Annotated in this window: 11 protein-coding genes and 2 riboswitches; of the genes, 5 read left to right on the top strand and 6 right to left on the bottom strand. The window is 61.9% G+C overall.

The window, feature by feature from the left end:
- Window positions 1-332 precede the first annotated feature (332 nt).
- From AC0Z5Z_RS17250 to cobW, 4 genes are all read right to left on the bottom strand, one after another.
- Complete coding sequence (locus AC0Z5Z_RS17250; RefSeq protein ID WP_310219959.1) at window positions 333-1025, bottom strand: vWA domain-containing protein; 693 nt, start codon at window positions 1023-1025, stop codon at window positions 333-335.
- On the bottom strand, window positions 998-2008 hold the full coding sequence (locus AC0Z5Z_RS17245) for a magnesium chelatase ATPase subunit I (RefSeq protein ID WP_485611397.1): 1011 nt from the start codon (window positions 2006-2008) through the stop codon (window positions 998-1000). The genes AC0Z5Z_RS17250 and AC0Z5Z_RS17245 overlap by 28 nt, the downstream gene beginning before the upstream one ends.
- 217 nt (window positions 2009-2225) lie before the next feature.
- The gene (cobN, locus tag AC0Z5Z_RS17240) at window positions 2226-6074 is read right to left on the bottom strand and encodes a cobaltochelatase subunit CobN (protein WP_485611396.1); all 3849 of its coding nucleotides are present in this window, start codon (window positions 6072-6074) and stop codon (window positions 2226-2228) included.
- A gap of 3 nt (window positions 6075-6077) precedes the next feature.
- Window positions 6078-7142, bottom strand: coding sequence for a cobalamin biosynthesis protein CobW (gene cobW, locus AC0Z5Z_RS17235; RefSeq protein WP_225930814.1), 1065 nt, complete (start codon window positions 7140-7142; stop codon window positions 6078-6080).
- 99 nt (window positions 7143-7241) lie between these two features.
- Window positions 7242-7453: riboswitch (cobalamin riboswitch) on the bottom strand.
- Window positions 7454-8339: 886 nt separating this feature from the next.
- Window positions 8340-8558, top strand: a riboswitch (cobalamin riboswitch).
- A 123-nt stretch (window positions 8559-8681) separates the two neighbouring features.
- On the opposite strand from cobW, the gene AC0Z5Z_RS17230 reads away from it, so the two are divergent.
- From AC0Z5Z_RS17230 to cobM, 4 genes are all read left to right on the top strand, one after another.
- Window positions 8682-8879 carry a CbtB domain-containing protein gene (locus AC0Z5Z_RS17230; protein ID WP_016774486.1) on the top strand — a complete coding sequence of 66 codons (198 nt, stop codon included), beginning with the start codon at window positions 8682-8684 and terminating at the stop codon, window positions 8877-8879.
- 11 nt (window positions 8880-8890) lie between these two features.
- Window positions 8891-9592, top strand: coding sequence for a CbtA family protein (locus AC0Z5Z_RS17225; protein ID WP_056785224.1), 702 nt, complete (start codon window positions 8891-8893; stop codon window positions 9590-9592).
- A complete protein-coding gene (locus AC0Z5Z_RS17220) occupies window positions 9589-10002 on the top strand; it encodes a cobalamin biosynthesis protein (protein ID WP_122507089.1) in 414 nt (137 codons plus the stop codon). Before AC0Z5Z_RS17225 ends, AC0Z5Z_RS17220 begins: the two co-directional genes overlap by 4 nt.
- 78 nt (window positions 10003-10080) lie before the next feature.
- Complete coding sequence (gene cobM, locus AC0Z5Z_RS17215) at window positions 10081-10827, top strand: precorrin-4 C(11)-methyltransferase (protein ID WP_056785217.1); 747 nt, start codon at window positions 10081-10083, stop codon at window positions 10825-10827.
- 144 nt (window positions 10828-10971) lie between these two features.
- On the opposite strand, the gene nfuA is transcribed toward cobM, so the two are convergent.
- Both nfuA and AC0Z5Z_RS17205 read right to left on the bottom strand, forming a co-directional pair.
- Entirely contained in the window at window positions 10972-11556 is a 585-nt protein-coding gene (gene nfuA / locus AC0Z5Z_RS17210; RefSeq protein ID WP_003225494.1) for a Fe-S biogenesis protein NfuA, read from the bottom strand.
- A gap of 103 nt (window positions 11557-11659) precedes the next feature.
- Window positions 11660-13954 (bottom strand): fatty acid cis/trans isomerase, encoded by a 2295-nt coding sequence (locus AC0Z5Z_RS17205; RefSeq protein WP_485611395.1) that lies wholly within the window; start codon window positions 13952-13954, stop codon window positions 11660-11662.
- Between the two features lie 155 nt (window positions 13955-14109).
- Here AC0Z5Z_RS17205 and metH point away from each other — a divergent pair, with 155 nt between their 5' ends.
- A complete protein-coding gene (gene metH / locus AC0Z5Z_RS17200) occupies window positions 14110-17820 on the top strand; it encodes a methionine synthase (protein ID WP_041478700.1) in 3711 nt (1236 codons plus the stop codon).
- The last annotated feature ends 10 nt before the right edge of the window (window positions 17821-17830 follow it).

The following is a 17830-nucleotide window of genomic DNA, read 5'->3' as shown; positions in this document are numbered from 1 at the left end:
GAATTCAGGCGGCCGGACACGGCGAAGTGCAACGCGAAGGCTCAAGGGCCGCGTTATCAACCATAGTCGGGAGTCGGAAGACGGGATGCTGCGAATGGATCAAGACCGCGCAATATTGCGCTGGAGAATGCTGACTGGGAGGCTCCGAGAGGGTGTTCATGTAGATCCTGAATGAAAAATGGCCTTCGAGCGTACAGCGTCGACCGACCTGCTCCACAGCGGTAAATCATTTCAAGATCTGTATGAATCAATGTAACCGAAGATTTTCAGCGTTGCCGAAAAAGCCTTCGCGAGCAGGCTCGCTCCCACAGGGTGCGAGCGGTGCGGCGGATTCAGCGTAGACCCAGCTCATCGATATGCTGATACTGCGCTTGCAGCGCGGTCGCCAGATCCTTCGCCCGGCCCAGTCGGATCGGCCCGCGTTCGATGTCGATCAGCAATCCCGGGCACGCCAGCACCGGCAACCCCGACAGCTCTTTCAAGCGACCATCGGTCACGATCAGACAGCGTTGCTGTTCGGCGGGAAAGCGCTTGCGTCTAACCGTCAGCCATTGCTGCGCCTGTTCCAGCGCCGCGAGCAACGGCGTGCCGCCACCAGCGCCCAGACCGTCAAGCCAGGTGCTCAGGCCGCTTGAGGCCTTCAAACCTTGCACCTGCCATTTCGGCGCAGAACCACTGGCGGTCAGCAACGCCAGCCGCGCCCGCTGGCGGTAAGCATCGTCGAACAACTGCGCGAGCAGGCCCTTGGCATCGCTCAAGGCCTGATGGCGACGGGTCGAAGCCGACGCGTCGACGATCACCAGCCAGATTTCATGGGGCGAACGGGTACGCTGCTGGAACAGCAGATCAGCGCGGCGCTGAGGGCGGCCATTGAGCAGCGTGCCCGGCCAGTTCACCGAACCGCTGCTGGCTGCGTGCCGTTGGCCCTGGCGGCCATTATCGAGTTGTCCGGCACGGGGTCTGGCATTCGCCCCCGCGTCGGATCGGGGGCGAATGCCTAGGGCTTTTTTGCCTGTGGCGGCCAGCTCGGAACTTCGCGGCGGGCACCGGTAGCTTGCGCCGTTGCCGGCATCTCGCCCCACTGGCCCTGGCCTTCGCCGGATTTGCTGTCTGTGCCTGACGGAGATTGCGCTTGTGATTGGGCGCTGGATGAAGGTTGTTCGCGACGGCGATGGCGCAGGGCAAATTCGGCCACCGCGTCGATATCCTCTTCAGCAATCGCATCGGCCCCACGCCACGCCGCATGGGCGCGAGCCGCGCGCAACCAGACCAGATCAGCGCGCAAGCCATCGACGCCGGCGGCGAAACAACGCTCGGTAATCAACGCCAATGCCGCATCATCCAGCGGGATGGCTGCCAAGCGCTCGCGGGCGTTTTCACAGCGCGAACGCAGGATGTGTTGCTCGCTTGCCCACTGCGCGCAGAACCGTTGTGGATCGCTGTCGAAATCCAGCCGCCGGCGAATGATTTGTCCGCGTTCGGCGGGCGCAGTGTGGCCGCTGAGGGCAACGTTCAAGCCGAAGCGGTCAAGCAGTTGTGGCCGCAGTTCGCCCTCTTCCGGGTTCATGGTGCCGATCAGGACGAATTTCGCCGAATGTCGATGGGAGATGCCGTCACGCTCGATCAGGTTGGTACCGCTGGCGGCGACATCGAGCAGCAGGTCGACCAGATGATCGGGCAGCAGATTGACTTCATCGACGTACAGCACGCCACCGTCAGCCTTGGCCAGGACCCCGGGCGAGAACTGCGCGCGACCGTCGCTCAGGGCAACGTCGAGATCGAGGGTGCCGACCAGGCGCTCTTCAGTGGCGCCCAACGGCAACGTGACGAACTGGCCGCTGGCGAGCAGATCCGCCAAGCCCCGGGCCAGGGTCGACTTGGCCATGCCGCGCGGGCCTTCTATGAGTACGCCGCCGATTTTCGGGTCGATGGCGCTCAGGCACAGCGCGAGCTTCAAGTCATCGGCGCCGACCACGGCGGAGAGCGGGAAATGCGGGGTGTCGGTCATGGGTTTCTCTTTCGTGGTCGTGGATGGTCGTGACGTTGTGGTGTGTCAGTTGTTGCCCTCACCCTAGCCCTCTCCCAGAGGGAGTGGGAACAGACCGTGATGGCCTCTCGAGTTCTGTCGACGTGATGCATCGGGGTCGACGCAAACTTCGACAGCGCTAAAGATCGGCCCCCTCTCCCTCCGGGAGAGGGCTGGGGTGAGGGTAGCTTTTTAGCGGTTACATATCTTCCTCGATATCCAACAGCAAATTCTCCAGCGCCTCTTTATAAGCCCCAGGCTCCTGCCACATTCCGCGCTGCTGCGCTTCGAGCATGCGTTCGGTCATGTCGCGCAGCGCATGGGGATTATGCTCACGAACAAAATCCCGGGTCGCCGGATCGAGCAAATATGCCTCCGCCAGCAACGCGTACTGATGGTCGTCGATCAACTGCGTCGTCGCATCGAAGGCGAACAGATTATCAACCGTCGCCGCCAGTTCGAACGCGCCTTTGTAGCCGTGACGCTTGATTCCGTCGATCCACTTCGGATTCGCCGCGCGCGAGCGCACCACGCGGTTCAATTCTTCCTTCAAGGTACGAATCTTCGGCAGATCCGGTTGGCTGTGATCGCCGTGATAACTGGCCGCCGCTTCGCCGCGCAGAGTCTCCACCGCCGCGAGCATGCCGCCCTGGAACTGGTAGTAATCGTTGGAATCGAGCAAGTCATGCTCGCGGTTGTCCTGGTTTTGCAGCACGGCTTGCACCTGGCTCAGGCGCTGGCTGAATTGCGCGCGGGCGGCCGTGCCCTCGTCGGCACCGCCGTAAGCATAAGCGCCCCAGTTCAGGTAGACCTCGGCGAGGTCTTCGCGCGACTGCCACAGACGCCCATCGATGGCGCCTTGCACCCCGGCGCCATACGCCCCCGGTTTCGCGCCGAAGATGCGCCACCCGGCCTGACGCCGCGCGGTGTCCTCATCGACGCCCGATTGCACTAACGCCTCGCGTTCGGCACGCACCTTGGCTGCGAGTGGGTTCAAGTCATCCGGCTCGTCCAGCGCGGCCACCGCTTGCACGGCGGCGTCGAACAGGCGGATGAGATTGGCAAACGCATCACGGAAAAACCCCGAAACCCGCAGCGTCACGTCGACCCGCGGACGATCGAGCAGGCTCAGCGGCAGAATCTCGAAATCATCCACGCGCTGACTGCCCGTGGCCCAGACCGGACGCACGCCCATCAAAGCCATGGCCTGAGCGATGTCGTCGCCGCCGGTGCGCATGGTCGCGGTGCCCCAGACCGACAGGCCGAGCTGGCGCAAGTGATCGCCGTGGTCCTGCAGATGCCGTTCGAGAATCAGCGTTGCCGACTGGAATCCGATGCGCCACGCGGTGGTGGTCGGCAGATTGCGCACGTCCACCGAATAGAAGTTGCGCCCGGTCGGCAGCACGTCGAGGCGGCCACGGCTGGGCGCACCGCTGGGGCCGGCCGGGACGAAACGACCGCTGAGGGCGTCGAGCAGACCGCGCATTTCGGCGGGGCCGCAAGCGTCGAGGCGCGGGGCGACGACTTCGCGCAGATGGTCGAGTATCGAATCAACCTCAGCCCAACCCGCCCCTTGTGGGAGCGAGCCTGCTCGCGAACTCGGTGTGTCATTCAACAATGATTTACCTGACGCACCGCTTTCGCGAGCAGGCTCGCTCCCACAGGGGACATTCAGTGCTTGGAAGATCAGGTCTGCGGCGAAGAGTTCGAGGCGTTCGCGGGTGTCGCCGGCGGTGCGCCAGACTTCTTCGCTGATGGCCTGCAACTCGATCGGACACGGGCCATTCCAAGGATCGGCCAATGCACAATCCAAGGGGTCGAAGCCCAACTCAAACGCCTTGGCCAACGCTCGCAACAAGCTCGACTGCGCGCCTTTACCGTCACCGCGCGGGATGCGCAGCAACGCCAGCAAGGTGTCGATACGCAAGCGCCCGCTCGGCGATTCACCAAAAATGTGCAACCCATCGCGAATCTGCGATTCCTTCAGATCGCACAGATAAGTGTCGAGACGCGGCAACCAGATCGCCGCATCGGCATCGCTGTCCAGCGCTGCATCCAGTTGCAGCTCGCGGTCGATCTGCGTGTCCCGCACCAATTGCAGAATGTCGCGCTGCAACTCGCGGGCACGGCGCGGATCGAGCAGTTGCGCCTCGTAATATTCGTCGGCCAGCAACTCCAGATTGCGCAGCGGCCCATAGGTTTCGGCGCGGGTCAGCGGTGGCATCAAGTGGTCGATGATCACCGCTTGCGTGCGCCGTTTGGCCTGGGCACCCTCGCCCGGATCGTTGACGATAAACGGATAGATATTCGGCAACGGCCCGAGCAGCGCGTCGGGCCAGCAGTTTTCCGACAGCCCAACACCTTTGCCCGGCAGCCATTCGAGATTGCCGTGCTTGCCGACGTGGATCACGCCGTGGGCGCCGTAGGTGTTGCGCAACCAGAAATAGAAGGCCAGATAGCCGTGCGGCGGGACCAGATCCGGGTCGTGATACACCGAGCTGGGATCGACCTGATAACCGCGGGCCGGCTGGATGCCGACAAAGGTCAGACCGAAACGCAGACCGGCGATCATCAGCCGGCCGTCGCGACACATCGGATCGTTGTGTGGCGATCCCCAGCGCTCGAGTACCGCCGCGCGATTCGCCTCCGGCAACGCGTTGAACATTGCCAGGTAATCGTCCATCGCCAGGCTTTGCTGGCACGGGCGCAGGTCGAGACTGTCGAGGTCGTTGCTGACACCGCCGAGCAATTGCTGGATCAGCTCGGTGCCGCTATCGGGCAACTCGGCCGTGACCGGATAACCCTCTTCGCGCAAAGCGCGGAGGATGTTCAGCGCCGCCGCTGGCGTATCGAGGCCGACACCGTTGCCGATGCGGCCGTCGCGGGTCGGGTAGTTGGCGAGGATCAGCGCGATGCGTTTTTCGCCATTGGGCACCCGCCCCAGAGCAATCCAGCGCCGCGCCAGTTCGGCGACGAAATCCATGCGTTCAGGTTGGGCGCGATAACAGACCACATCGGACTGGCTGCGCTCGCTGCGCCAGGCCAGATCCTTGAAGCTGATCGGGCGGCTGATGATGCGTCCGTCAAGTTCGGGCAAAGCAATGTGCATCGCCAGATCGCGCGGCCCGAGGCCCTGCTCGCTGTCGCGCCAGCCAGGCTCGTTGTCCTGGGCGCAGATCGCTTGAATCACCGGGATGTTGCGGCGAAACGGGCGCAGATGCGGCGCCTCGGGACTCGATTGGGCAAAACCGGTGGTGTTGAGAATCACCCCCGCCTCGACTTCATCCAGCCAGTCCTCGACCACCGACAAGCAACCGGGTTCTTTCAGACTGGCCACCGCGATCGGCAGCGGATTGAGTCCGGCTGCCTGCAAACGCTGACAGAACACATCGATGAACGCCGTGTTCGCCGCCTGCAAATGCGAGCGATAAAACAACAGCGCCGCCACCGGTTGACCGGGCAGCCATTCGGCTTGCCAGTCGCTCAGGGCAGCGCTGTTTTTCTGTGGGTGATAAATCGCCGTGCGCGGCAGGGTTTGCGGCTCGCTCCACGGGTAATCGCGGGCGAACCATTGGTTGCCCAGGCAACGGAAGAAATCCAGCGCGTTACCCATGCCGCCCTGACGCAGGAATTGCCAGAGTCGATCGCGCACGTCGGCGCTGACCGTGCTCAAGTCGCTGAGCTCGGGGTCCGGGCGGTCATCGCCGGGCACCAGAATCAGTTGCACGCCGCGTTCGGACAACTCGACCAGCCGCGCGACACCGTAGCGCCAATAGGCGATGCCGCCGTGCAGTGAGATCAGAATGACCTTGGCGTGGCGCAGCACTTCGTCGACATACAGATCGACAGAGGCATGATTCTGCACCTGCATCGGGTTGGCCAGACGCAGGCTCGGATAATCATCGGGCAGTTGCTGCGCAGCCTCGGCGAGCAGCGCCAGGCTGGAATCGCCGCTGCACAGGATCACCAGCTCGGCGGGGGTTTGTCCGAGGTCGGCAATGTTGTCGTCCGAGACGAATCCGCCGGGCTGGGTCCTGAGCAGGTGCATGGCTTAAACGCTGAGCGCAGCGCGCAATTGCGCTTCGAGTTGTGCCGCATCAAGCTCCTGACCGATCAGCACCAGACGCGTCACCCGCGCTTCGTCGGCACCCCACTGGCGGTCGAAATGCTTGTCGAAACGCGTGCCCACGCCCTGGATCAACAGGCGCATCGGCTTGTTCGGAATCGCCGCGAAGCCTTTGACCCGCAGGATGCCGTGCTGCACCACCAGTTGCGTGAGCGCGTCGAGCAGCAGGCTTTCGTCGGCTTGCGGCAATTCGATGGAGATCGAATCGAAGGCGTCGTGATCGTGGTCGTCGTCATCACCGTCATGGTGGTGATCGTGGTGGCTGTGGCGGCTGTCGATATGCTCTTCAGAGCCGGCACCGAGACCGATCAGCACGTCGAGCGGCAGGCGGCCATTGCTGGCTTCGACGATTTTTACCGCTGGCGGCAGCTCTTCGGCTACTTCAGCGCGTACGCGAGCCAGGTCTTGCGGGCTGGTCTGGTCGGCTTTGTTGAGGATCACCAGGTCAGCGCTGGCCAGTTGATCGGCGAACAGTTCATGCAGCGGCGACTCGTGATCAAGGTTCGGATCGAGTTTGCGCTGGGCATCGACCTGATCCGGGAACGCGGCGAAGGTGCCAGCAGCGACGGCCGGGCTGTCGACCACGGTGATGACTGCGTCGACGGTGCAGGCACTGCGGATTTCCGGCCACTGGAAGGCTTGCACCAACGGCTTGGGCAGGGCCAGGCCGGAGGTTTCGATGAGAATGTGATCGAGGTCACCGCGACGGGCGACCAGCTCGCGCATCACCGGGAAGAATTCTTCCTGCACGGTGCAGCACAGGCAGCCGTTGGCCAGCTCATAAACGCGGCCGCTGGCCTCTTCTTCGGTGCAGCCGATGGTGCATTGCTTGAGGATTTCACCGTCGATGCCCAGCTCGCCAAACTCGTTGACGATCACCGCGATGCGCCGGCCCTGAGCGTTGTCGAGCATGTGCCGCAGCAGCGTGGTTTTGCCCGAACCGAGGAAACCGGTGACGATGGTGACGGGGAGTTTGGCCAGTGTTTTCATCGGTATGCCCTTTGGCAAGCGGCGGGCATACGGGACGAGAACCGGCAGCGCGCGTGCACGCCGGAAGCATTCGCCACCGGATCACCCCGCCCGGTTGTAGTGAGAATCTGTGACGAGGCAGGTCTCCTGGCTGACGGCGTTCAGGCGTTGGGCCTGGCGTCCATTGCGCCTTCCCGCTGGCTCATCGGTTGAGCTGGCAGTGGCGTGGCAACGAACATCACCGTTCACAGTTGCGGGGGCAGCCGCGGCTTTGACCGCGTTCCCTTCTTAGCTTCGGCGAGTGCCGAAGAACCTCGAAAGCGCAAGGCTACGCATGGGTCCGTCGTGGGTCAATGGTCGGTGAGTCTGAAACTGGGGGTATATCCGTTGCTGCGGTAACGGCTTCTTATGGTTTCGCTCTTACAGCGAGTCCCTTTTTCAAACGCCAAAAAGGAACCAAAAGGCTTTGCCCCGGCGTACGGCCCGCTCGCTGGGGCTCGGGGTACCTTCGTTACGGGACCGATCCGGGCGCAGCGGCTACGGTTTGCTTCGCTGCACCTCCTTCCGCTGTGTACGACTGCGTCGTACGGTCGCTGCGCTCCCACCCCCGGATCGATCCCGTAACGAAGCCTGCCGAAGGGGCAAAAGATCAAAAGCCAGAGCAAAAGCAAAGGCAAAAGCAAAAGATCGCAGCCTTCGGCAGCTCCTACAGTTGGATCGCGCACCAGCTCAAGAACAGGTCGGCTGTCAGGCCGCCTTCGCGAGCAGGCTCGCTCCCACAAAAGCAAAAGCAAAGCAGCGCAGCTGCTCGCGGCGAAGCCGCCCCACTCAACAATGAGCGCAAGCTCGAGTGCCCTTGATCTTGATCCACCGGCGACGTCGGAAGGCTGAGTGGAGGGATTGATCCGGGCGTGGGAGCGCAGCGACCGTACGACGCAGTCGTACACAGCGAGTGTAGGTGCAGCGAAGCAAACCGGAGCCGCTGCGCCCGGATCAGTCCCGGAGCGAAGGAACCCGAGCCTGCGAGGGCCGAACGTAGGAGCAAGCCTTTTTGGGTACTTTTTCGGCGTTTGGAAAAAGTGCCTCGCCGTAAGGGCGAAACCGTAATCAGCAACACCCGCAGCAACGGATATACACACAAAAACACCCGAAAAAAAGCCCCCCCCCCCGCAACGGATCCGCCCCCGGAAATTGACTAAAAACCCAAACCCATGTTCTCCTGCACACCTTGTTACGGGTGCCCCTCACAGGGTGAAACGGGAAACCGGTGAATCATGTGCTTTACTCAAAGCCATGTCAGTCCGGTGCTGCCCCCGCAACGGTAAGCGAGCGAAGCGTCAGATCCACTGTGCCCCGGCATGGGAAGGTGATGCTTGCAGGTCGGCGACCAGCCAACCCCTCGCGAGCCCGGAGACCGGCCCGCAACACCCAGCACGCGCAAGCGCCGCTGAACACAAACAAACCCGCGGTGGGCGGGCGCTGTTCGAAATCCCTGCGTGCCCGGCCCGCAGGGATTTTCATGCGCTCTGTTTACCCGCTGACATTTCAGAGGGAAGCGCTATGTCGATCATCAGTAACACCGTCAGCCACACTGACCACATCTCCAGCAGCACCACACTCGGCCAACGCGTCGCCGCCGCCCTCTTCGCCTCGATCCTCGGTGCCAGCCTGGTCTGGTTCGCCGGTTTCTCGCACATCGAAGCGGTGCACAACGCCGCCCACGATACCCGCCACAGCGCCGCGTTCCCGTGCCACTGAGGCCTGCCGAAATGATCAAGCGTATCGCGCAAACCGCAGGCTTCACCGGCTTGCTGGCCGCCCTGCTGCTGACCTTGCTGCAGAGTTTCTGGGTATCGCCACTGATTCTGCAGGCCGAAACCTTCGAGAAATCCGAACCGGTCGCGCAAGTCCACGAACACGCCGCCGGCACCGCCGCCCACAGCCATGATGGCGAAGCCTGGGAGCCGGAAGACGGCTGGCAGCGTGTGGTCTCGACCACTGGCGGTAATCTGGTGGTGGCAGTGGGTTTCGCCTTGATGCTCGCCGGCCTGTACACCTTGCGCGCGCCGACCAAGACCTCGCAAGGGCTGCTCTGGGGTCTGGCCGGTTACGCCACGTTCGTTCTTGCGCCGACCCTGGGCCTGCCACCTGAATTGCCGGGCACTGCGGCTGCCGATCTGGCTTCGCGGCAGATCTGGTGGATCGGCACTGCCGCTTCGACCGCCGTCGGCCTGGCACTGATCGCCTTCAGCCGTCACTGGCTGATGAAGCTTCTTGGTGTAGCGATTCTCGCCGTGCCGCATGTGATCGGCGCGCCGCAACCGCAGGTGCATTCGATGCTCGCTCCAGAGGCACTGGAAACCCAGTTCAAAATCGCTTCGCAGCTGACCAACGTCGCGTTCTGGCTGGCCTTGGGCCTGATCAGTGCATGGTTGTTCCGCCGCAAAAGCGCAGGCCCATATCAGGCATGACCGATGACCGCGCAGCGCCGACCCTCGTGGTCGGCCTCGGCTGCCAGCGGGGCTGCCCGGCCAGTACGTTGCGTGCGTTACTCGATCAAGCGTTGCAGGCGCACCGCATCGAGCTGCGAGCGGTCAAGGCTTTGGCGAGTATCGACCTCAAGCGCGACGAACCGGGGTTGCTGGAACTGGCCACACAATTGAACCTGCCGCTGCAGTATTTCAACAGTGCCGAACTGGCGCCCTATCAGCAGCGCCTCAGCCATCAATCGCAGATCGCCTTTGAGCGCACCGGCTGCTACGGCGTGGCGGAAAGCGCCGCGCTGGCGCTCGCCGAGCAACTGATTCAGGCGCCGGCGAAACTGCTGATCCACCGGCAGAAATATGCGCAGGCCACGCTGGCATTGGCCGGCGCTGCATAAAATCCCGATAATCCCCGCCATCGATCATGAGCACGCTTCATCTGCAGTGTGCCTGCGCCTCTTCACAAGGATTCAACGATGACCGTCTACTTCATCGGCGCCGGCCCCGGCGACCCGGAACTCATCACCGTCAAAGGCCAACGGCTGATTCGCAGCTGCCCGGTGATCATTTATGCCGGCTCGCTGGTACCCGCAGCGGTGCTGGAAGGTCATCAGGCCGAAATCGTGGCCAACAGCGCCGAACTGCATCTGGAACAAATCATCGATTTGATCAGGAGCGCCCATGCCAAAGGCCAGGATGTGGCCCGTGTGCATTCGGGGGATCCAGGTCTGTACGGCGCGATTGGTGAGCAGATCCGCCACTTGCGTGAGCTGAGCATTCCTTTCGAGATCATCCCTGGCGTGACCGCCACAGCGGCATGCGCAGCACTGCTGGGCGCAGAGCTCACTCTGCCGGACATTTCGCAAAGCGTGATCCTGACCCGTTACGCCGACAAGACCGCGATGCCCGCCGGCGAAGAACTGGCGAGCCTGGCGCAGCACGGCGCGACCATGGCCATTCATCTGGGGGTCAATCATCTGGAAAAGATACTGGTTGAACTGCTGCCGCATTACGGCGCGGACTGCCCGATTGCCGTTATTCACCGCGCGACATGGCCGGATCAGGACTGGGTGGTAGGTACATTGGCGGACATTGCCGCAAAGGTCGAGGCCAAAGGCTTTCGGCGTACGGCGCTGATCTTGGTTGGCAGGGTGCTGGGCAGCGAGGTGTTCAGCGAGTCTTCGTTGTATCGGGCCGGGCATGCGCATCTTTATCGCCCTTGAAGACGCTTTCGCGAGCGGGCTCGCTCCCACAGGTGATTGCATTTCAATGTGGGAGCGAGCCTGCTCGCGAATGGGGGCGGCAAAAGTTACCCATAAAAAAACGGCGCTCACGGGGCGCCGTTTTTCATGATCGCAGCGAACACCTTAGTAGTAGGCGTTTTCTTTCTGCGTGTGGTCGGTCACGTCGCGAACGCCCTTGAGCTCCGGAATGCGCTCGAGCAAGGTGCGCTCAATGCCTTCTTTCAAGGTTACGTCAGCCTGGCCGCAGCCCTGGCAACCGCCGCCGAACTGCAACACGGCAATGCCGTCCTCGACAACATCGATCAGGCTGACCTGACCGCCGTGACTGGCCAGCCCCGGGTTGATCTCGGTTTGCAGGTAATAGTTGATGCGCTCGTTGACCGGGCTGTCGGCGTTGACCATCGGCACCTTGGCGTTTGGCGCCTTGATGGTCAGCTGGCCGCCCATGCGGTCGGTGGCGTAATCAACGACCGCGTCATCAAGAAACGCTTCGCTGAAGGAATCGATGTAGGCGGTGAAGCTTTTCAGCCCCAGCGCGGTGTCTTCAGGCTTCTCTTCGCCCGGCTTGCAGTAGGCAATGCAGGTTTCGGCGTACTGGGTACCAGGCTGGGTAATGAAAACGCGGATGCCGATGCCCGGGGTGTTCTGCTTGGAGAGCAGATCGGCCAGGTAATCATGGGCGGCGTCAGTAATGGTAATAGCGGTCATAAAAACTCCTCGCAGGCGTGGGCGCAGTTTACGCCAATCGGCGCGGCTGACAAAGTCCTAGTATTTTTGTCGGGAAAGAATCTCGTAACACGCCTGCGAATCATCAAAGGTTCTCGTACCGATTCATATCCAGCACGCCCTCTTCCACCGGGTCGGTTTCGTGGATGTATTGGCTCAGATCGTGGAAATACAGCCAGAACTGCGGGTGACTGCGCCGAATGCCCCAGCGTTCGACGATCTTTTCGAACCGATTGGCATCCTTGGCATTCTCCATCGCATCGACAAACGCCGGCACCTGCTCGGCCGGGACGTTGAACATGAAATTCGGGTAACTGGTGAGTACGCCCGGATAGACAGTCAACGTGTCGAGCCCCGGCTGATAGCGCAGCGACTCACCGAGCAAAAACGCCACGTTGCTGTGGGCGCGGTTGCGCAGCACGCTGTAGACCTCGCGCTTGCCACTGGCGGTTTCAACGCGCAGCAAGGTCGCTTCGGGCAACTGGTCGATGACTTTCAACCCTGCGGCCGGGCGCGAGGCCAGACGGCTCAGGGCCTGCTCGGCATCCTGCAACGCCGGATCGATATTCGGTCGCGAGCAATAAGCGCCGTCGCAGCGATTGATCGGGTCTGGCCGCGCGTTCAGATCACCGTAGCGCGCCAGCAACTGCATGGCGAAATCATGTTTCGGGTCTTTTTCGTCGAGTTTCAGCGCGGTCGGTTTGTCGTCATCGATGGCCTCGTAATCGAGCCACATCTTGAACTGGCCGCCGTCCTGGTACCAATCGTTGAGGTAATCCTCACGCGAGTCGGCGGGCATAAGGCGCAGGAAGTTCTGTTCCGCGCCGTTACGGATCAGGTCGAAATACAGACGGGTCTGCGCCTGATGGGAAACGTTGCCGAACACGTCGAAATTGACCGCGAGCTGGTAGTAGGTGCGTTCCAGCAGCGGATAGTCGAACAGCCACATGGTTTGCGGCACCTCTCCGATAAGCCCCTTGGTCACCGAAGCGCTGTCGAAGTGGCGGAAAATGCTCAGCAAGGCGTTGTCGTTGCCGGCCCACAGCGTCGACCAGCTCGGCGCCGGCAGATCGGCATAGCTGTCACGGCGCAGTGCCTCGTATTCGTTGCGCTTGTCGCGATAGTTGCGCCACAGACTCAGCACGCTGCCGACATCGTCGTTCTGCCCCGGCATCGCCAGCAGCGGCGTGGCCTGGCCGCGGTAGTTCGGGTCGGTGATATAGAGATCATGTTCCGGCGCCTGGAACAGCGCCCAGAAATTGTCGCGGATCACGTCGGTCGCGATCTGCCCACGGCACACCGGGCCGCGAATGAAGGTGCGGACGAAGTATTCAGCGTTATCGAGCATGAATTGATAGCGCGCCTGCGCCGGAATCGCCTCGAAGGTGGCAAACGGATTGGCGCGGCTTTGCGGCCCGTAACCCGGTAACGCGTTGACCTGCCAGTTGCCGCTGTAGAACAGGCTCTTGATCCGGGCCATTTTCGCCGCGCTCAGCGGATAAGTGATGTGCGTCTTGTGCACGATCACCCCTTGCACCGGCCACAAGCGGTAATACACCTGCGTGCCCGGGTCGTCGTTGGGGCGGCGAGTGGCGATCAGATCAATCGGCTGGCCGCTCGGCGTGCGCGAACGCACCCACTGGAAATAATGCCCCGGCTCGCCGTCCTTGAAATAGATGTGCGCCAGATACCAGTGCTCGAACAGCCAGCGCCCGACCAGACTTTGCCGAGCACCGGGAGCATTGAGCAGGTTCTCCCACTGCAGGATCTGCATGGCCTCTTTGGCACTCGGCGCCAGACTCTGTTCGTCGATCGGCGCGCCAGACGCCAGCCAGCGCTGCAAGGTCTGGTATTGCTGGTCGGTCAGACCGGTGACGGCCAGCGGCATACCCTCTTTCGGGTGCGCGCCGGCATATCCGTCGAACTCCGCAGGCATTGCGCATAGATTGTTGCGATTGAGCCCAAGAACAATCTCTTCTGGCAGCTTGGCGTTCGGCGTCAGCGGCGTCTTGTGGCCGAGTTCAAGCATCCGCGCCATCAGCGCGGCCTGACTGCCCTGGGCGTCGAGTACCGAATAGAAGTCTTTCTGCTGCCAGGCGCGCTTGCCGAAGGCGTCGTAAAACAATCGCGTGGTCGGTGCAGCCTGGGTACGTTCGCCGTCATATACCGGCATCTTGCTCGCGCCACGGGCGGCGCCTTCGCCGCTGCCGAGATTGAGCTGACAGGCCGAGTCATAGCACGCATGGCAGGCTACGCACTTCTCGGTGAAGATCGGTTGGATGTCTCGGCTGTAGGAGATGGAAGAAGAAATGGCGGGATCTTGCGCCGCAACGCTCCCGCTCAGGACCAGCAACCATAAACTGATGAAGCGGTGCGGCATGCTGCTGATCTCGATGATAAAAAAAGGCTGCGATTCTACCGTTATGACGCTCGTACCAACATGAGCGATATTCATGCAAAAGCTGCACATGCTCCAAAAGCGCACAGGTTTGCTATGATCGCGCTCCTTCGTAATGGTCTTTCCGAGTAGTCCACATGTCCGATCGCAGCGTCCGCCTTCAAGCTCTCAAGCAAGCCCTCAAAGAGCGCATCCTGATTCTCGACGGCGGGATGGGCACGATGATCCAGAGCTACAAGCTCGAAGAACAGGATTATCGCGGCAAGCGCTTCGCGGACTGGCCGAGTGACGTCAAGGGCAACAACGACCTGCTGGTGATCACCCGTCCGGACGTGATCGGCGGTATCGAAAAAGCCTATCTGGACGCCGGCGCCGACATTCTCGAAACCAACACCTTCAACGCCACGCGCATTTCCATGGCCGATTACGGTATGGAAGAGCTGGCGTACGAGTTAAACGTAGAAGGCGCACGTCTGGCGCGCAAGATTGCCGACGCCAAGACCGCCGAAAACCCGGCCAAGCCGCGCTTCGTGGCCGGCGTGCTCGGCCCGACCAGCCGCACCTGCTCACTGTCGCCCGACGTCAACAACCCCGGCTACCGCAACGTCACCTTCGATGAGCTGGTGGAAAACTACACCGAAGCCACCAAAGGCCTGATCGAGGGCGGCGCCGATCTGATCCTGATCGAAACCATTTTCGACACCCTCAACGCCAAAGCGGCGATCTTCGCCGTTCAAGGTGTGTTCGAAGAGCTGCACCTCGAATTGCCGATCATGATTTCCGGGACCATCACCGACGCCTCCGGCCGAACCCTGTCGGGGCAGACTACCGAAGCGTTCTGGAACTCGGTAGCGCACGCCAAGCCGATTTCCGTAGGCCTGAACTGTGCCCTCGGCGCCAGCGAACTGCGCCCGTACCTGGAAGAGCTGTCGAACAAGGCCAGCACCCACGTTTCGGCGCACCCGAACGCCGGCCTGCCCAATGAATTCGGCGAGTACGATGAACTGCCCTCGCAAACCGCGAAAGTCATCGAAGAGTTCGCCCAGAGCGGTTTCCTCAACATCGTCGGCGGTTGCTGCGGCACCACGCCGGGGCACATCGAAGCGATTGCCAAAGCTGTGGCCGGTTATGCGCCGCGGCAGATTCCGGACATTCCCAAGGCCTGCCGCCTTTCGGGTCTGGAGCCGTTCACCATTGATCGCAGCTCGCTGTTCGTCAACGTCGGCGAGCGCACCAACATCACCGGTTCGGCAAAATTCGCCCGCCTGATCCGTGAAGACAACTACACCGAAGCCCTCGAAGTCGCGCTGCAGCAGGTCGAGGCCGGCGCGCAGATCATCGACATCAACATGGACGAGGGCATGCTCGATTCGAAGAAGGCCATGGTCACCTTCCTCAATCTGATCGCCGGCGAACCGGATATCTCGCGTGTGCCGATCATGATCGACTCGTCGAAATGGGAAGTCATCGAAGCCGGCCTCAAGTGCATTCAGGGCAAGGGCATCGTCAACTCGATCAGCATGAAAGAAGGCGTCGAGCAGTTCATCCATCACGCCAAGCTGTGCAAGCGCTACGGCGCTGCGGTGGTGGTGATGGCCTTCGACGAAGCCGGCCAGGCCGACACCGAAGCGCGCAAGAAAGAGATCTGCAAACGCTCCTACGACATTCTGGTCAACGAAGTCGGCTTCCCGCCGGAAGACATCATCTTCGACCCGAACATCTTCGCCGTCGCCACCGGCATCGAAGAACACAACAACTACGCAGTCGATTTCATCAACGCCTGCGCCTACATCCGCGACGAACTGCCGTATGCGCTGAGCTCCGGCGGCGTGTCCAACGTGTCGTTCTCGTTCCGTGGCAACAACCCGGTGCGTGAGGCGATTCACTCGGTGTTCCTGCTCTACGCGATCCGCGCCGGGCTGACCATGGGCATCGTCAACGCCGGTCAACTGGAGATCTACGATCAGATCCCGGTGGAGCTGCGCGACGCGGTCGAAGACGTGATCCTCAATCGCACCCCGGACGGCACCGACGCCCTCCTCGCCATCGCCGACAAGTACAAGGGCGACGGCAGCGTCAAGGAAGCCGAGACCGAAGAATGGCGCAACTGGGACGTCAACAAGCGTCTGGAGCACGCGCTGGTCAAGGGCATCACCACGCACATCGTTGAAGACACCGAAGAATCCCGCCAGTCGTTTGCGCGGCCGATCGAAGTGATCGAAGGCCCGTTGATGTCCGGCATGAACATCGTCGGCGACCTGTTCGGCGCCGGCAAAATGTTCCTCCCGCAAGTGGTGAAATCCGCGCGCGTGATGAAGCAGGCCGTGGCGCACTTGATCCCGTTCATCGAACTGGAGAAAGGCGACAAGCCGGAAGCCAAGGGCAAGATCCTCATGGCCACAGTCAAGGGCGACGTGCACGACATCGGCAAGAACATTGTCGGCGTGGTGCTCGGTTGCAACGGCTATGACATCGTCGACCTCGGCGTGATGGTCCCGGCCGAGAAGATTCTGCAGGTCGCCAAAGAAGAAAAGTGCGACATCATCGGCCTTTCCGGCCTGATCACCCCGTCGCTGGACGAGATGGTTCACGTTGCCCGCGAAATGCAGCGTCAGGACTTCCATCTGCCACTGATGATCGGTGGCGCGACCACCTCCAAGGCGCACACTGCGGTGAAGATCGAGCCGAAGTACAGCAACGATGCCGTGGTCTACGTGACCGACGCCTCGCGCGCCGTCGGCGTGGCGACACAGTTGCTGTCCAAGGAACTCAAGGCCGGTTTCGTCGAGAAGACCCGCCTGGAATACATCGACGTGCGCGAGCGCACTTCCAATCGCAGCGCCCGCACCGAACGCCTGAGCTATGCCGCCGCCATCGCCAAGAAGCCGCAATTCGACTGGGCCAATTATCAGCCAGTGGTACCGACCTTCACCGGCAGCAAGGTGCTCGACAATATCGATTTGAACGTGCTGGCCGAGTACATCGACTGGACGCCTTTCTTCATTTCCTGGGACCTGGCCGGCAAGTTCCCGCGCATCCTCGAAGACGAAGTGGTCGGTGAGGCCGCCACTGCGCTGTACAAGGACGCCCGGGAAATGCTCACCAAGCTGATCGACGAAAAGCTGATCAGCGCCCGTGCGGTGTTCGGTTTCTGGCCAGCCAATCAGGTCAACGAAGACGACATCGAGCTGTACGACGACAACGGCAAGCCGCTGGCCAAGCTGCATCACTTGCGCCAGCAGATCATCAAGACCGACGGCAAGCCGAACTTCTGCCTCGCCGACTTCGTTGCGCCCAAAGACAGCGAAGTCACCGACTACGTCGGCGGCTTCATTACCACCGCCGGCATCGGCGCCGAAGAAGTGGCCAAGGCTTATCAGGACGCTGGCGACGACTACAACTCGATCATGGTCAAGGCCCTCGCCGACCGCTTGGCCGAGGCCTGCGCCGAATGGCTGCACCAGCAAGTGCGTAAAGAACACTGGGGTTACGCCAAGGATGAAACCCTCGACAACGATGCACTGATCAAAGAGCAATACCGTGGCATCCGCCCCGCTCCCGGCTACCCGGCCTGCCCGGATCACACCGAGAAAGCGGCACTGTTCACCCTGCTCGATCCAGAGGCTGCGGAAATGCGCGCCGGGCGCAGTGGCGTGTTCCTCACCGAACACTACGCAATGTTCCCCGCCGCAGCGGTCAGCGGCTGGTACTTCGCCCATCCGCAAGCGCAATACTTTGCGGTGGGCAAGATCGACAAGGATCAGGTGCAGAGCTACACCGCGCGTAAAGGCCAGGACCTGAGCGTGACCGAGCGTTGGCTGGCGCCGAATCTGGGTTACGACAGCTGAGGCTTGTTGC

It is taken from the genome of Pseudomonas sp. 1L-E-NC-VB-C3, from assembly GCF_057291535.1.
Note: the sequence above shows the minus strand (reverse complement) of the source record. Positions and strands in the feature narration are given on the sequence as shown.

Excerpts from the sequence above, each read along its gene's own strand:
- cobN (WP_485611396.1), bottom strand. The coding sequence starts at position 6,074 with ATGCACCTGCTCAGGACCCAGCCCGGCGGATTCGTCTCGGACGACAAC.
- cobW (WP_225930814.1), bottom strand. The coding sequence starts at position 7,142 with ATGAAAACACTGGCCAAACTCCCCGTCACCATCGTCACCGGTTTCCTC.
- AC0Z5Z_RS17205 (WP_485611395.1), bottom strand. The coding sequence starts at position 13,954 with ATGCCGCACCGCTTCATCAGTTTATGGTTGCTGGTCCTGAGCGGGAGC.
- cobM (WP_056785217.1), top strand. The coding sequence starts at position 10,081 with ATGACCGTCTACTTCATCGGCGCCGGCCCCGGCGACCCGGAACTCATC.
- metH (WP_041478700.1), top strand. The coding sequence starts at position 14,110 with ATGTCCGATCGCAGCGTCCGCCTTCAAGCTCTCAAGCAAGCCCTCAAA.
- AC0Z5Z_RS17220 (WP_122507089.1), top strand. The coding sequence starts at position 9,589 with ATGACCGATGACCGCGCAGCGCCGACCCTCGTGGTCGGCCTCGGCTGC.
- AC0Z5Z_RS17245 (WP_485611397.1), bottom strand. The coding sequence starts at position 2,008 with ATGACCGACACCCCGCATTTCCCGCTCTCCGCCGTGGTCGGCGCCGAT.
- AC0Z5Z_RS17230 (WP_016774486.1), top strand. The coding sequence starts at position 8,682 with ATGTCGATCATCAGTAACACCGTCAGCCACACTGACCACATCTCCAGC.
- nfuA (WP_003225494.1), bottom strand. The coding sequence starts at position 11,556 with ATGACCGCTATTACCATTACTGACGCCGCCCATGATTACCTGGCCGAT.
- AC0Z5Z_RS17225 (WP_056785224.1), top strand. The coding sequence starts at position 8,891 with ATGATCAAGCGTATCGCGCAAACCGCAGGCTTCACCGGCTTGCTGGCC.